The following is a 14,868-nucleotide window of genomic DNA, read 5'->3' as shown; positions in this document are numbered from 1 at the left end:
ACGAGGCACGCCGCCCGAGCGGAGAGGAACGACGTGGTGCACCAGCTGACCGACCTGGCTTCCGGGGTGACCGTCGTCACCGAGCACATGCCGGCCGTGCGGTCGGCGACGCTCGGCCTGTGGCTCGGGGTCGGCTCACGCGACGAGACCGGTGACGAGGCCGGCTGCTCGCACTTCCTCGAGCACCTGCTCTTCAAGGGCACCTCGCGTCGCAGCGCCCGCGACATCGCCGAGGCGCTGGACGCCGTCGGTGGCGAGATGAACGCCTTCACCTCGAAGGAGCTCACCTGCTTCTACGCCCGCATCCTCGACCGGGACCTGCCACTGGCCTTCGACGTGCTGGCCGACATGGTCGTGGACGCGAGGAACACCGAGGCGGACGTCGAGGCCGAGCGTCAGGTCGTGCTGAGCGAGATCGACATCCACTTCGACACGCCCGACGACCTGGTCCACTCGGACTTCGCCGAGGCGGTGCTGGACACCCACCCGCTCGCCCTGGAGACGCTGGGCAGCGCCGACTCGATCACCGCGATGACGCGCGAGACCGTCGACGGCTACTACCGGCGCACCTACCGGCCGGAGAACCTGACGGTGGCGGCGGCCGGCAACGTCGATCACGGTCAGGTCGTGGCACTCGCCGAGGACCTGCTGGGCGACCTCGGCCGTCCCGGTGGACGACGCCCCGAACGCGCCGCGCCGGACCGCTTCGGGGAGCACCACGTGCGGTTGCGTCCGCGCCCGACCGAGCAGGCCCACGTCGTGCTCGGCGTCCCGGGGATCGCCCACCGTGACCAGGACCGCTGGGCGCTGCGGGTGCTCAACACGCTGCTGGGCGGCGGCATGTCGTCGCGGCTGTTCCAGGAGATCCGCGAGACCCGCGGCCTGGCGTACTCGACCTACAGCTACACCTCCTCCTACACCGACGGCGGGCTGTTCGGCGCCTACGTCGGCACGGCGCCGGGCAAGGTCGACGAGGCCCTGCAGGTGCTGCGCGAGCAACTCGACGCCGTTGCCCACGACGTGACGGCCGACGAGGTGGACCGCGCCAAGGGCGCGCTCAAGGGCGGCACGGTGCTCTCGCTCGAGGACAGCGGCTCACGGATGTCGCGCCTGGGCAAGCAGGTCGCCACCGGGGCGGACTTCGTGACCGTCGACGACGCGCTGGCGCACATCGGCGCGGTGACGGTCGATGACGTCCAGCGGGTCGCGGCCCGGGTCCTGCAGCGGCCGCGCGACCTGGCCGTCGTCGGTCCGTTCGCCGCGAACGAGCACGACCGGTTCGCTGCGGCACTGGACTGACCTGCGCCGGATCCACCTCGACGGCCGGACCTCGGGGGCGCGCGTAGGCTCCGCCGTGCGACCGGCGGGTGGTGGAGCGGATCGCCACCGGACCGGCCGGGACGAGCGATCGCAGAAGGAGACGACGTGACGGTGCGGGTAGGGGTCATCGGCGCGGCCGGGAGAATGGGGTCCGAGGTCTGCCGGGCCGTCAGCGGCACCGACGACCTGCGGCTCGTCGCGGCCGTGGACCCCCATCACGGCGGTGCGTCGCTGCGCGACGTGGCCGGCATCGACACCGACCTCACCGTCGCGGCCGACCTCGACGCCATCGTCGATGCGGACTGCGACGTCGCCGTGGAGTTCACCGGCCCCGCCGCGGTCGGCGCGAACCTGCGCTGGCTCCTCGACCACGACGTGCACGCCGTCGTCGGGGCGACCGGCATCTCGGACGAGGACCTGGCCGCGGCCCGCGAGACCGCCGCGGCCGGCCGTGCCAACGCCCTGGTGGCCCCGAACTTCGCCATCGGCGCGGTCCTGCTGATGCAGTTCGCGGCCGAGGCCGCCAAGCACCTGCCGCACGTGGAGATCATCGAACTGCACCACGACCGGAAGGTCGACGCGCCGTCGGGCACCGCGCTGCGCACCGCCGAGTTGATCGCCCAGGCCCGCCGTGAGGTCCCGGAGGCGCCCCTGGGCGACGACCGGCATCCCGGCGCCCGGGGCGCGGTCCACGCGGACGTCCGGGTCCACAGCGTGCGGCTGCCGGGAATCGTGGCCAACCAGGAGGTCATCTTCGGCGGCGCCGGCCAGACGCTCACGATCCGGCACGACTCGATCGACCGCACGTCGTTCATGCCGGGCGTGCTCCTGGCCTGCCGCGAGGTCGCCGGCCTCGACGGCCTGGTCGTCGGCCTCGAGCACCTGCTCTGACCCCGTGGCGGTCGCCCAGCGGTTAGGCTCGGTCGCCGACCGGTGAACGTCGCCTGAACGCGTTCTCATCCGTGGTTCAGGTGGCGCCGAGGGGCGCACCGTACGTTGCGGTCGCAGCAGGTCCGGTGCCGGGTGTCGGGGGAGTGTCGTGAAGCGCGATCGGTGGCAGACGTCCCTGCGTCTGCTGGCACGGCTCGAGGGCCGGGCGTTCGGTCGCCGCCTGCGGCCTCGGCGCGCCTTCCGCATCCGGGGCGCGACGGCACGGGCCGAGGACGCCGGCTTCGACGGACTGCCCGCCCTGCTGCTCGACGCCGAGGACGCGGCGCCGGTGGACGCGGTGCTGCATGCCCGCAGTGCCGCCGACGTCGTGCAGTTCGGCAAGTTCGACGTCGCCGCGGAGCTACGCCTGCGTGCCTTCTACGCGTCGGCGGACGCGCCGGCGACCACGCTGCGCGTCCAGCGGTTCCAGGGTGCCCACATGCGCGGCGTCGTACGCGAGGCGCGGGCCCGCAGGGTGGTCGCGCAGCACGCACCCGAGGTCGCACCCCGCCTGTTCGAGGTGGGCGTCGACAAGCGGGCGAAGATGGGCTTCCTCAGCGAAGAGTGCCTCGACGGGCGCCACCCGGCCGACCGCGGCGAGGTGCAGCAGGCCGGGGCGCACGTCGCCGCCGCGCTCGACCACCTGCACCGCTCGGCGGGGCTGGCCCGCAAGCGGCTCTCGGAGGTCACCAGCGACCGCCTGCCCGAGCGGTGGGCAGCCGCCGTCGGGCACCTGCCCGTCTCCGCCACCGTGCGCCAGCGGGTGCAGACGCTGTTCGACCGCGACGCGCACCTGGAGGTCGGGCTCGGCCACGGCGACATCGTCGGCTCGAACATCGTGCTGGTCGGCGACATGGAGCGGGTCGTCCTCATCGACTGGGAGCATGCCGGGGAACTGCCGGTCGCCTTCGACCTCGCCAAGCTCCACCTGCAGGCCCGCCACCCCGAACAGATGCTGGCGGTCTTCCGCGACACGTTCGGTGATCGCGTCGGGCGGGGCAGCGACGGCTACGCGTTGGAGGAGCAGTTCGCGCTGGCCCACGTCCAGATGCTGGCCTGGCACGAACATCGGGTCGCGCGCGCCCAGGACGCCGGCCGTCTCGCCGCCTACGAGCGTGACACCGCCCGGCGCATGGAGCTCGTGGAGTCGCTGCTCGGGTGACGGGGCGGGATCACTCCGCCCGGCGCGGTGGCAGCGGGATCCGCATCAGGTCCTGCGCGACCGTCAGGTCCAGCCCCGGCGCGTGCGCCCGCGCCTCCTCGAGATGGCCGGCCAGGTCGGGGTAGCGCTGTGAGAAATGTGTCAGCACGACCCGTCGGGCGCCGCACTCACGCGCCAGACGGGCCGCCTGTCCCGCGGTGAGGTGCCCCACTTCCTCGGCGAGCGCCCGTTGGTCGTCCAGGAACGTCGCCTCGATCACCAGCAGGTCGACGTCCTGCGCCAGTCGGCGGGCACCGTCGCAGTCGCGCGTGTCCATCACGAACGCCATGGACTGGCCGGGCCGGCGGACGCCGACCTCCTCGACCCGCACCTGCCGGCCGTCGACGTCCACCTCGCCGTGGGTCGTGAGGCGGCGCCGCAACGGCGGCGGCACGCCGACGGCCTCCAACCGGTCCGGTAGCAGGCGCCAGCCGTCGGGCTCCTGGACCCGCCAGCCCAGGGTCGGCTCGCCGTGGACGAGCGGCGCGGCGTGCAGCACCACCCCGCCCAGGTCCATCGGGGTCGCGCCACCGTCGTCGACGGCACGCAAGGTCACCGGGGCCGTGTCGTCGAACGGGGTGGCGTGCCGCAGGCGCGCAATCGTCTCGGCGGCGCCCGCGGGGAAGTGGACCGTGACCGGCGTGGTCAGCCCGTCCACGGCGCGGCGCTGCAGCACGCCCGGCAGTCCGAGGCAGTGGTCGCCGTGGGCATGCGTGATGCAGACGTGGTGGATGCGCGCCATCGTCAGCCCGGCCAACGAGAACTGGCGTTGCGTGCCCTCCCCGGGGTCGAACAGGATGCCGAGGTCGTCGAACAGCAGCACGTAGCCGTTGTGGTTGCGGGTCCGGGTCGGCACCTGGCTCGCCGTGCCCAGTACCACCAGCTCCCGGATCGACACCAGCCCTCCCGCGAGGGCGGCCCACGCGTCCGTCCGCACGCGCCGGGCACCGTAGCCCGCGCCTGCTCCACGGCGACGCGAACGACCCGCTACCGTCCAGGGTCCGGCCGATGGTCGGCTGGCCACAGCGCACGTGGGTGGGTGTGCGGCCCGAACGGGTGCACGCAGGTCGTGTGGCGCCGCCACGCGATCCCGCGTTCCGGGATGGGCACGAGGGAGGTCGTGCCATGTCGTACGAGTCCAGCGACAAGTACCTCGACGCGATGCGCCGCTTCTCCGGCGATCTCCGGATGATGCGGCAGGTCTTCGCCTCGATGCAGCAGCGCGAGGTGGCGCCGTCCGAGGAGCACTTCCAGCTCCTGCTCAAGGCGCATCTCGACGCCAGGGACCTGGCCGGCGCCCGCGAGGTCCTGGCGGGCATGCAGGCGGCCGGGGTGGAGGTGCCGGCGGGCACGCGCTGGGACGTCGCCATCGCGACCGGGCGCGCGGGCCGCACCGACGAGGCCCTCGGGATGCTCGACGACCTCCACCGCGAGGGTGTCGAACCCGACGCCGACCACGCGTCGGCGGTGCTGCAGGTCTACCTCGCCGCCGGCCGCTACCCGGCCGCACGAGCCGTGGTCCGGCAGATGGCGCAGCGGGGGCAGGCGGCCGCGGATGCGGACTACGAGCGTCTGCTGCGCGACTGCCTCGAGCGGCGGGCCATCAAGGACACGCGCACCGTCGTCGACCTCATGCTGCAGGTCGGCCGCGCGCCCTCGCCGCGACTGGCCACCGAGCTGGTCGCGATGGTCGCCCGGGCCGGCCACACCGACCGTGCCCTCGACCTGCTGCAGCGCATGAGCGAGGCCGGGGTCGAGCTGCGCGGCGACGTCCACACCGAACTCCTGCTGGCCTACGCCAAGGCCGGCGACGCCGAGGCGGCCGACCAGGCCCTGACGGCGATGGAGCAGGCCGGCACGCGACCGTCCAGCTTCCACCGCAACGCCGTGCTGCGCGCCCGCATCGCCGCCGGCGACGCCGATGGCGCCTGGGCCGTCGCGCTCGGCCTCGCCCAGGACGGGCGCATCCCGTCGGGCGAGAACCTCGAGGGCCTGATCGACGTCAGCCTCGCGGCGAACCAGGTCGCAGCCGCCAGCGGCGTCATCGACTGGATGCTGATCCTCGGCGTCCCCGTCCCGCCGCAGAAGGCGGCCGACGTCATCGGCCGCCACCTGCAGGCCGGTGAGCTGGACACGGGCCTGGCGCTGTTCGAGCTCGTGACCGCCCGCGGTGTGCCGGCCGACCGCCGCACCGCGCGCGACCTGGTCGAGCGGCTGGTTCGGGCCAAGCGGCTGGACGAGGCACGCGACCTGCTCGAGCGGCTGCGGGCCTCGGGCACGCTCACGCACGGACGCCACTACGGCTCGCTGCTCAACGGGCTGGTCGCGGCCAAGCGCGCGGACGAGGCGATCGCCTTGCTGCAGCACATGCTGTCGCACAAGATCCTGCCGGCCAGCGCCGACGCCTCGAAGCTGCTGGGCGGCCTGATCCGGGCCGGGGACCTGGCGACCGCCGACGACCTGCTCGCGTCGCTGGGCGACGCGGGCGTGCAGGTCGACGAGCCGACCTACCGCGAGCTGATGTGGGCCCACGCCCGCAAGGGCCAGCACGAGCCGGCCCGCGAGGTGTACGCCCGCATGGTGGCGGCCGGGATCACCCCGGACGATCGGCACCAGAAGGCCCTCGAGTGGGCGTCCGGCGAGACCAAGCGCCGGCGGTCCGACGATGCCGACGCCGGCGACGCCGCCGAGCCGGGCGGCGAGGTCCTGGTCGTCGCCAATCCGGCCGACCAGCTCGAGCACCCCGAGGCACCGCACGCCATCGCTGCCGCCGAGCAGGCGTCGGACGCGGCGCCTTCGGACCAGGAGTCGCCGACGGCGGGTGCCGAGCCGGCGTCCGACGCGGCGCCCGCGGCCGAGGAGTCGTCGACGACCCGAGCCGAGCAGGCGACCCCCGTCACGGGTGAGCAGGCACCGGAGCCCGCGGCGGCTACGGAAGCGCCGGCGACCCCGGACGCGGGCGGACCGGCGGGAGAGCGTGCGGCCGGCGCCGAGCCGCCAGCCGAGACCGCCGAGCCGCAGGCAGTTGCCGCCGAGCCGCAGCCCGAGGCGCCGGCGAGCCCCGCCGCTGGCGACGAGCTGCCGAGCGACGAGGCATCGACCGACGACACACCCGGCGCCGCAACCGAGCCGCCGAGCGCTGCCGCGGATCCGACCGCGGAGGAGCCGGCTCCTGCCGCGGAGCCGCATGCCCGGACCGCCGATGGCAATGACCAGTCAGGGACGCCGACCGCCGACGGCAATGACCCGTCAGGGACGCCGGCCGATGGCGAGCAGGTGCGGGCTGGCGGCGAGTGACCCGGGTGGCCGTCCGCGACACGCTGCGTCGTGTTGCCGCCGGTTGGTTCGGCGGCGTCGAGGGTCAGTTCTCGTACGTGCGCAGGTGCGCCAGCACCACGTGGCCCCGTGGCGAGAGCTCGTAGCCGACGGGCAGGCTCACGGTCAGTCCGAGTTCCTTCAGGCGTCGGACATCGCGCTTGAACGGCTGCGTCTCACGACCGAGCAACGCCGCGAGTTCGGGGGCTCGGCGACCGGGATTGGCCTCGATCAGCTCCAGGACCGGCCGGGTCCAGGCACCACGGCGGCTGCGAGCGTCGATACGGCCGAGTTCGGCAGCGATACGGTCCAACTCCGCGGGGTCGGGCAGTGACGTCCGGCGTGCGAGGCGCGGGTCGTCGCCGAGTCGGTGGAATCTGACCCGGTACAGCGCGCCGTCGTGTCCGTCCGTGGCGGCCAGGGCCGCTGCCGCGTCGGCGTGACCAGCCAGAGCAGCGTCGGCGTCGGTCACCTCTGGGGGCTCGATACGCGCCACCTCGTCGATCGCCAGCACACCGGCAGGAGTGCGCAGGGTCCCGCCGCTGCGGACCGATGGACGCTTCCATCGGCGGAAGGCGACGGTGACGTCGCCGCGCCGTATCGCCTCGTGCTGGTGTTGCGGAAAGAGCACGCTGACGCCTCCTCGTGAAGTCAGTCGCTGTGCCTTGGCGACGACCTGTGGAGTAGAACGGCACCAGCCGGTCGTCCACGTGCCGCCCCTCATCCGTTCCGGACACCCGCCCCCTCCGGCGCGGTCGGCAGCATGCCGCCTAGGGTCGCGTCCATGCACGAGGTCCATCTCCGACCTGCCGTCCGTGAGGACGCCGCGGGGCTCGCCGCCCTCACTGCCGTCATGGGCTACGAGGTCTCGACGGCCTCGGCTGCCGATCGACTGCACTCGTTGCCGGCCGACCACGCCGTCTTCGTCGCTCACGACGTCGACGACGTCGTCGGGTTCGTGCACGTCTACGTCGACCACACCCTGCTGCTCGAGCGGCGGGCGCAGCTGGGTGGCCTCGCCGTCCTCGACGGTTGGCACGGTCGCGGCGTGGCGGCGGCGTTGTTGCGACGGGCCGAAGGGTGGGCCGCTGAGGCCGGGTGCTCCACGCTGTTCGTCCGGTCCGGCGAAGCGCGCGAGCAGGCGCACCGTTTCTACGTGCGCGCCGGCTATCGCCCGCACAAGCGACAGCAGGTCTTCGTCAAGGATGTCGGGGCCGCCAGACCGACGTCGTAGGTGCCCGATCAACGTCGTGTGGCGCGGGCGCCATCCTGGTCGTGCGGTGCTGCAGGCTGTGGATCGCTGACCGCCGAATCCACAAGGAACCGCAGATCCAGCCGCTGAATCGCGAACTCAGCGGGTAGAATCCGACCCATGTTCAGCCCCACTCCCACCCCGCCCAACACCCGCAATGCGGTGCCCGCGACCACGTCTCGCGCGGGGTATCGAGCAGTCCGGCGGCACCACAGCATCGCCCGCGAACACGCCCCGGACTACACGACCGAAGTTGCTCCTGCGCCCGACGCCGGTCACACCGATGGTGGGGACCTGCGCCTGGCGATCCGGCAGGCGGCGGCCGCGGTGGAGCGGGTCCGGGTGTTGGCGGCCGACCGGGCCGTGACTGGTAACGGGGAGCTGGCCGGACTGCTGGAACTGCTCGCCACCGCTGACACCTGCCAGGCCGCGGTGGTGGAGCTGGTCGACCGCATCGAAGACGGCTCGCTGTCCGAACGCCGGGCCGGTCTGCCGTTGGAAGGGCTGCTGGCGTTGCAGTCCAAGACCACGTTCGGGGACCGGCGGTTCCTACACACCGTCCGGGACGTGCTCGCCTGTATGCCCAACGTCAAGGCCGCATTCCACGCCGGTGCGCTCGGCTGGGGGCAGGTCCGCGCGATCGTATGCGAAGCCGGCCCGTTGACGGTCGCGCTGCGGGCTGAGTTGGACCAGCGGTTTGCCGATCTCGACGAGCTCGAGCGGCTGCAGGCCGACGACCTGGTCGACCACATGCGGGTCGCGGCCAGCCGGCTGCGCGAAGACCTCGAACAGGCCCGCAGCGTCCGGCGGGTCGAGCGGCGCTATCTGCACGTCCAACCCGACTTCGAAGGCGGGGTGCGCGGCAGCTTCGCGTTCCCGGCCACCGACGGGGCGCTGATCCGGGAGGCGCTCGAAGCCGCCGCCGCACCGCCCACCGGTGACCGCGACGTGACCCGTGACGCGCTCGATCCTGATCCGGACACCGTCGACGACGACGGCCCGGACGTGCTCGGCGAGGGGTTCGATCGGCCGCGGGGCCGGCAGCTGGCGGATGCGTTCGTCAAGCTGGCCGAGGTGTTCCTGTCCGGCCACCGGGCCGACGGCACCATGGTGCGGGCCCGCCCGTCGATGCTGGTGGTCACCGACATCCAGGCGCTGGTCGGCGACTCCGAGCAGGCGCGGCGGGCGCGGCTGTTGTGGCGGCTGCCGGGCGCGCCGCCGGCGCTGACCCCGTTGGCGTTGCGGCGGCTGGCGGATGACTGCCGTCTGCAGTTCGTACTGACCGACGGGCACGAGGTGCTGGGCATCAGTGCCCCGACCGCGTCGATCCCGGCCCGGCTGCGTCAGGCGGTGCTGGCCCGCGATCAGGGCTGCCGGTTCCCGGGCTGTCGGATGCCGGCCGCCTGGACCGACCTGCACCACGTCATCCCACGCGAACACGGCGGCCACACGGTGGTGCACAACCTGGTCGCGCTCTGCCGCCGGCATCACACCGCGGTCACCGAAGGCCGCTGGCAACTCGACATGACCGTCGACGGGACCGTCACCGTCAAACGGGGACGCCGCCGCGCGACCTCGGACCCGCCGCTACGGCGACATCCACTCACCGCCTGACCCCGCAGCCGCCGCGACCGCAATCTGCTGGATCGTCCGACCCTGCGCAGCTCTCACCGCGGCGCCGCATTCGTGTGCCCCTCGCGCCGCGCTCCAGCCGCTGCCGCCTGTCCGAGAACCCGGGCAGGCGGTCTTCGGCTCGGCTCCGAGGCTCCGAGGAACGCTGCGGCGTGGGAATCCGGCGGTGCCACGAGGACGTGCCCCGGCACGAGGCCGGGGCACGGATCCTGCGGTGTCCCCCGAGGTCACCAGCAGGCGTCGACGTCGGCGGCCGTGGCCAGCGCGTAGCTGCCCGTGCCGTCGTCCTCGAGCAGGATGCTCATGGAGTGCTGCGCACCCGCGTCCAACGTGGCTTCGACGGCGCAACCGAACACATAAGCATCGGTGTCCTGGCCCTCGACCTGGAAGTCGTTGTTCACGTCGTAGCCGAACTCCAGGAAGTCACGGTCGGGCGTGATCGTCTGCACGTAGAGCAGGCCCGCGCTCGTGTCGACGGCGATGGCCTCGACCATGTACTCGTCGGGCTCGGCGACGGAAGGCTCGACCGGTTCGGTCCAGCCGACCGTCACGATCGTGGTGCCGCGGTCGTCGTGACCCTCGAGTTCGCCGTCGTCGTTCTCCGCGGCGCACGCGGTGGCGTCCGGCTCGAAGTCCTCGTTCGCGCCGACCGTGCAGGCCGCCACATGATCGACGTCACCGGCCTGCGCCTCGCCGAGGTAGCTGAAGTCGAGCTCGCCGCCCAGCCCGCTGACGATCTCGCCGCTGTTCACGACCTGGTAGCCGTCGGCGGTCTCGCGATGCACCTCGAAGCGCACGTCGGCCTGGAAGTAGCCACGCCCGAACTGGTCGAGCACCTGGCCGTCGAACCGGTGGCGCAGGTTGGCGGGCTGCTCGTCGCTCTCCGCCGACAGCTCGACCTCGTAGGGGACTGGGTGCAGACCGAGCACCGCGAGGTAGTCGAGCGAGCGGGCGATGTACGACGCCATGGCGGCGCGTGTCACGACACCCTGCGGGTCGTAGGTGCCGTCCTCGCGGCCCTGGACGACGCCGATCGCCGCCAGCTTGTCGATGTTCTCCTGGTGCACCGGGACCTCGTCGGGGAAGGTCCCTGGGGCGCTGGGCAGTTCCGTCCCCGTCACCGTCTCGATGGCCCGGGCGACGTAGGACGCCATCTGGCCGCGCGGCACGCTGCGGGTCTGGTGGTAGTTGCCGTCCGGGTAGCCCTCGACGATGCCGGCGTCCGCCAGCGCGTTGATGTTGGGGACGTGGACGTCGACGATGTCCGGGAAGGCGTCGGGATCCCCGTCTTCACGCGGTGGGAACTCGTAGGTGCCCGGCGCCAGTGCACGTGCGACGTACGAGGCCATCGCCGCCCGGTCGACCCGGCCGCCGGGGGCGTAGCGGCGCTCGCCGTCACCGGCGTCGCGGCCCTTCACGACCTCCCAGCGCGCCAGGCATTCGATGGCGGCGCGGTGTGGCGTGTCGGCAATGTCCGGGAACGCCGGCGGGTCGCTGCTCTGCGCGGCGGCCGTGCAGGCAGCGGCGATTCCCCGCTCGTACGGAAGGTCCTGCTCGTCCTCCTGCGCACTCGCCAGGCCGGTGCCCAGCACGGTGGTCGCGGCCAGGGCCAGCCCGGACGCCAGCGCCAGTGGTCGCCGGCCCCCTCGCCCCTCGTCGCCCCTCGTTCGCTGCTCGTTGCGGTCAAGCTTCTGCTGTGGTGGCACGCCTCCCTTTCCCGTCGCGTGCCTGCTCACCATGGCAGTACGACCGAAAGACGGCGAACGGACGACTGGGATCGATCGGACGAGCCGGACGTGCCCGAGTGGGCTAGTCGGGTCGCCGTCAGGAGGCCTCGGAGGTGACCAGTTGCGTCCGTGCGAGCTCGGCGTACAGGCCCTCGCGGCGCAGCAGTTGGTCGTGACGGCCGCGCTCGACGATGCGTCCCTCGTCGAGCACCACGATCTCGTCCGCCTCGACCACCGTGGAGAGCCGGTGGGCGATGACCAGTGCGGTGCGACCGACCAGCGTGTCGCGCAGCGCCGCCTGCACGAGCCGCTCGGACTCCGTGTCGAGGTGGGCGGTCGCCTCGTCGAGCACGACCACCACCGGATCCTTCAACAGCACCCGCGCCAGCGAGAGCCGCTGCTTCTCGCCGCCCGACAACCGGTAGCCACGCTCGCCGACCACCGTGTCGTAGCCGTCGGGCAGCCGCTCGATCACGTGGTGGATCCGCGCCGCCCGGCAGGCCGCCTCCAGCTGTTCCTGCGTCGCATCCGGTCGTGCGTAGCGCAGGTTGTCGGCGATGGACTCGTGGAACAGGTGCGCGTCCTGGCTGACCACGCCGATGGCCGCCGCCAGGGATTCGAGGGTGAGGTCGCGCACGTCGTGACCGTCGACGGTGACGCGGCCCTCCGTGACGTCGTAGAGCCGCGGAACGAGCGAGGAGAGCGTGGACTTGCCGGCCCCGGACGGCCCGACCAGCGCGGTGACGGTGCCGGGGCGCAGGTCGAGGTCGATGTCGCGCAGGATCCAGTCGGACGCCTCGTCGCCATGGGCCGAGCGGGGGCCCTCCAACGACTCCAGGCTCGAGCCGAGCGCCGCCGGGTAGCGGAACGACACCGCCTCGAAGCGCACGTGCCCGCGGGGAGCGGTGAGGGCGACGGCGTCGTCCTTCTCGTCGATCGCGCGCGGCAGGTCCATGACCTCGAAGACCCGCTCGAAGCTGACCAGGGCCGTCATCAGGTCCACCGGCGCGTTCGACAGCTGCGCGAGCGGGCCGTACAGCTGCGTGACGTACATGCCCAGCGCGACGACGACACCGATCTGCAGGGCCGAGTCCGGCGAGATGACCAACAGGCCACCGACGAGATAGACCAGTGCGGTGGCGGTGGCGCCGACCAGGCCGAGCGCGGCGAACAGCCCGCGGCCGTACAGGGCCGTGCGGACGCCGATGTCGGCCACCCGCTCGGCCCGATCGCCGAACCGCTGCGTCTCGCGGTCGGTGCGGCCGAACAGCTTGACCAGCAGCGCCCCGGCGACGTGGAAGCGCTCGGTCATGGTCGTGTTCATCTCCGCGTTCAGCTCCATCGACCGCCGCGCCAGCCCCTGCAGGCGGCGGCCGACGATCCGGGCGGGGAAGATGAACAGCGGCAGCAGGGCCAGCGCCAGCAGCGTCACCTGCCAGCTCAGCGAGAACATCGCGACCAACGTCACGGTCACGCCGATGAGGTTCGCGACGACCGTGCCCATCGTGCCGGTCAGTGCCCGTTGGGCCCCGATCACGTCGTTGTTCAGCCGGGTGATCAGGGCGCCGGTCTGGGTCCGTGTGAAGAACGCCAGCGGCATCGACTGGACGTGCCGATAGAGCATCCGGCGCAGGTCGTAGATGAACCCCTCGCCGACGCTGGACGACAGCCAGCGCTCGACCAGCGACAGGATCGCCTCGAAGACGGCGACGCCGACGAGCCCCGCGAACAACCAGAACAGCAGGCCACGGTCACCGGCCGGAATCGCGTCGTCGATGGCGAGCCGGATGAGTTGGGCCGGCACGACCGCCGTGATCGAGGTCGCCACGAGCAGCAGCAGGTACGCCCCGAGCCGCGCCCGGTACGGCCGGGCCAGGCCCCAGGCCCGCTTGACCACCGCGACGTCGACGCCGCGCCCCTTCAGGGCGTCGGCGTCGCCGATGGGGCGCAGGCGCAGGTGGCCGTAACTGGCTGGTCGCACGGGCGGGTCCTGGGGTGCTCGTCGGCGGGTTCGTCGGCCCGCACGGAGATGTTCGCAGGCGAGAACGTCGCAGACGACCCGGCGCTTCCCGGTCCGCGTCGCCCGTGGTGGTTGGCTGCGCCTCCCGCGCGGCGCCGGCCCTGCGCGTCAGGCGTGCGCAGCCGTGCGCCGCTGCCGTTCGACGACGTGGCGCAGCTGCCGCCAGCCCCGCAGGTTGCCCAGCGGCGGCTCGCCGGCGGCCAGCGGTGTGGCGACGTGCTCGAGCGGCGACCAGTGAGGCGGTTCGGCCGTGACCAGCCGGTCGTAGAGCTGCTGGTCGGCGGACAGGTCGCGCCGCCCGTCGTGGGTGAGGTAGCTGACCCGGGCGCAGCGGGCGGCGGCCACCCGCTTGCGGGTCTCCACGTCCAGTTCGCCGTCCTCGTCGCGGATGTAGGGGGTGTGCCAGTCGCCCGCCACGACCTCGACTGGGGTGCTGGCCTCGTAGGCCGTGCGCATGGCGTCGGCGGCGGCGCGGATCTCCGGTTGGGCCAGCGGGCTGCAGCGCTGCTGCCAGAAGCCGTCCCAGTCGGTGGCGGTGACGATCACGGTGTGCCAGATGAACGGCTCCAGCAGCCGGTTGGCGACCTGCTTGTGGACCCCGAGGTCGAGCAGCCCGCGGGTCGCCGCGACCGCACCGTCGCGTGCCTCGAGCCAGGCCGCGAGCGCCCGGTCGTGGGCGTCGCCGGTCAGCGGCGGCCCGGCCTGCATGCCGCGCTGGTTGGCGCCGAACTCCAACGGCACGGCCGGGTCCTGCAGCACCGCGTCGAGCTGGCGCTGGACCGGGATCGCACGCGAGCTCGCCGAGTTGCGGGAGAACGCCCGGTGGGTGTTGAGCTCCGCGAGCACGAAGCGGTGCAGCGTGACCTCGATGGTGGTCACCCGTGCGCCGTCCGGCGAGACGCTGTCGCAGACGACCTCGGCGCGGGGGCCGCTGACCGTCGCGGCCGGGGCGGGGGAGGATGCGGTGACCACGGGAGCAACACCTCGTCGGCTTCGGGCGCGGGTCATCCTACAGAGCGGGTGCCGAGCGCCCCGGTAGTCTCCGGCCGCCGTCACGCCCCCCGTCCAGGAACCGAAGCCCCGCCATGAACGAGCGCGCCCGATCCGTGCTGGTGGGGCTCTTCGCCGGGCTGGCGCCGCTGCTGCTGCTCGACCTCGCCCGGGTCCTGCAGGACGCGGTGTTCGCCGACCCCGGCGGCACCAGCGTCTGGTGGCCGATCGCCTGCTTCGTCGGCGTCGGTGCGATCGCGGCCTTCGGGGTGTCGGCGGCGCGTGGCGACCGGCTCGTCGCGGTCGTGGCCATCGCGGTGCTGCTGCTCGCGGCGCTGCCCTCGGTGGCGACCTCCTCGCCCGCGTGGCTGCCCAGCCTGCCGCTGGTGACCGACAGCTTCGCGTCGCAGGCGGTCGCCTTCGCCGTCGTCGGGGCGTACGCGTACGCGCTGGCCCGCGGGCCGCGCGCCTGAGTCACGCC

General features: G+C 73.1%; 12 protein-coding genes. 7 read left to right on the top strand and 5 right to left on the bottom strand.

What is annotated here, in order from left to right:
* Positions 1 to 36: 36 nt before the first annotated feature.
* From ACERM0_RS13650 to ACERM0_RS13640, 3 genes are all read left to right on the top strand, one after another.
* On the top strand, positions 37 to 1,299 hold the full coding sequence (locus ACERM0_RS13650) for a M16 family metallopeptidase (protein ID WP_373679159.1): 1,263 nt from the start codon (positions 37 to 39) through the stop codon (positions 1,297 to 1,299).
* Between the two features lie 126 nt (positions 1,300 to 1,425).
* Positions 1,426 to 2,211 (top strand): 4-hydroxy-tetrahydrodipicolinate reductase, encoded by a 786-nt coding sequence (gene dapB / locus ACERM0_RS13645; protein WP_373679158.1) that lies wholly within the window; start codon positions 1,426 to 1,428, stop codon positions 2,209 to 2,211.
* A gap of 148 nt (positions 2,212 to 2,359) precedes the next feature.
* Entirely contained in the window at positions 2,360 to 3,412 is a 1,053-nt protein-coding gene (locus ACERM0_RS13640; protein WP_373679157.1) for a phosphotransferase family protein, read from the top strand.
* Between the two features lie 10 nt (positions 3,413 to 3,422).
* Here ACERM0_RS13640 and ACERM0_RS13635 read toward each other — a convergent pair whose 3' ends face one another.
* Positions 3,423 to 4,349 carry a ribonuclease Z gene (locus tag ACERM0_RS13635; protein WP_373679156.1) on the bottom strand — a complete coding sequence of 309 codons (927 nt, stop codon included), beginning with the start codon at positions 4,347 to 4,349 and terminating at the stop codon, positions 3,423 to 3,425.
* A gap of 227 nt (positions 4,350 to 4,576) precedes the next feature.
* On the opposite strand from ACERM0_RS13635, the gene ACERM0_RS13630 reads away from it, so the two are divergent.
* Entirely contained in the window at positions 4,577 to 6,748 is a 2,172-nt protein-coding gene (locus tag ACERM0_RS13630; protein ID WP_373679155.1) for a hypothetical protein, read from the top strand.
* A gap of 64 nt (positions 6,749 to 6,812) precedes the next feature.
* Here the strand turns inward: ACERM0_RS13630 and ACERM0_RS13625 are convergent, their stop codons facing one another.
* Positions 6,813 to 7,397: a hypothetical protein gene (locus ACERM0_RS13625; protein ID WP_373679154.1), complete on the bottom strand. Its 585-nt coding sequence runs from the start codon at positions 7,395 to 7,397 to the stop codon at positions 6,813 to 6,815.
* 153 nt (positions 7,398 to 7,550) lie between these two features.
* On the opposite strand from ACERM0_RS13625, the gene ACERM0_RS13620 reads away from it, so the two are divergent.
* Together ACERM0_RS13620 and ACERM0_RS13615 are read left to right on the top strand one after the other, a co-directional pair.
* Positions 7,551 to 8,000, top strand: a complete 450-nt coding sequence (locus tag ACERM0_RS13620) for a GNAT family N-acetyltransferase (protein WP_373679153.1) — start codon at positions 7,551 to 7,553, stop codon at positions 7,998 to 8,000.
* A gap of 138 nt (positions 8,001 to 8,138) precedes the next feature.
* Positions 8,139 to 9,632: an HNH endonuclease gene (locus tag ACERM0_RS13615; protein ID WP_373679152.1), complete on the top strand. Its 1,494-nt coding sequence runs from the start codon at positions 8,139 to 8,141 to the stop codon at positions 9,630 to 9,632.
* 245 nt (positions 9,633 to 9,877) lie between these two features.
* On the opposite strand, the gene ACERM0_RS13610 is transcribed toward ACERM0_RS13615, so the two are convergent.
* The 3 genes from ACERM0_RS13610 to ACERM0_RS13600 all read right to left on the bottom strand — a co-directional run bounded on the left by ACERM0_RS13610 (position 9,878) and on the right by ACERM0_RS13600 (position 14,369).
* On the bottom strand, positions 9,878 to 11,356 hold the full coding sequence (locus ACERM0_RS13610; RefSeq protein WP_373679151.1) for an S-layer homology domain-containing protein: 1,479 nt from the start codon (positions 11,354 to 11,356) through the stop codon (positions 9,878 to 9,880).
* 118 nt (positions 11,357 to 11,474) lie between these two features.
* A complete protein-coding gene (locus tag ACERM0_RS13605; protein ID WP_373679150.1) occupies positions 11,475 to 13,358 on the bottom strand; it encodes an ABC transporter ATP-binding protein in 1,884 nt (627 codons plus the stop codon).
* A 147-nt stretch (positions 13,359 to 13,505) separates the two neighbouring features.
* Complete coding sequence (locus tag ACERM0_RS13600) at positions 13,506 to 14,369, bottom strand: FAD-dependent thymidylate synthase (RefSeq protein WP_373679149.1); 864 nt, start codon at positions 14,367 to 14,369, stop codon at positions 13,506 to 13,508.
* A 113-nt stretch (positions 14,370 to 14,482) separates the two neighbouring features.
* On the opposite strand from ACERM0_RS13600, the gene ACERM0_RS13595 reads away from it, so the two are divergent.
* A complete protein-coding gene (locus tag ACERM0_RS13595; protein ID WP_373679148.1) occupies positions 14,483 to 14,860 on the top strand; it encodes a hypothetical protein in 378 nt (125 codons plus the stop codon).
* The last annotated feature ends 8 nt before the right edge of the window (positions 14,861 to 14,868 follow it).

It is taken from the genome of Egicoccus sp. AB-alg2 (assembly GCF_041821065.1).
In the GTDB taxonomy this organism is placed as follows: domain Bacteria; phylum Actinomycetota; class Nitriliruptoria; order Nitriliruptorales; family Nitriliruptoraceae; genus Egicoccus.
The sequence above is the reverse complement of the archived record's forward strand: the minus strand, read 5'-3'. Positions and strand labels throughout refer to the sequence as shown.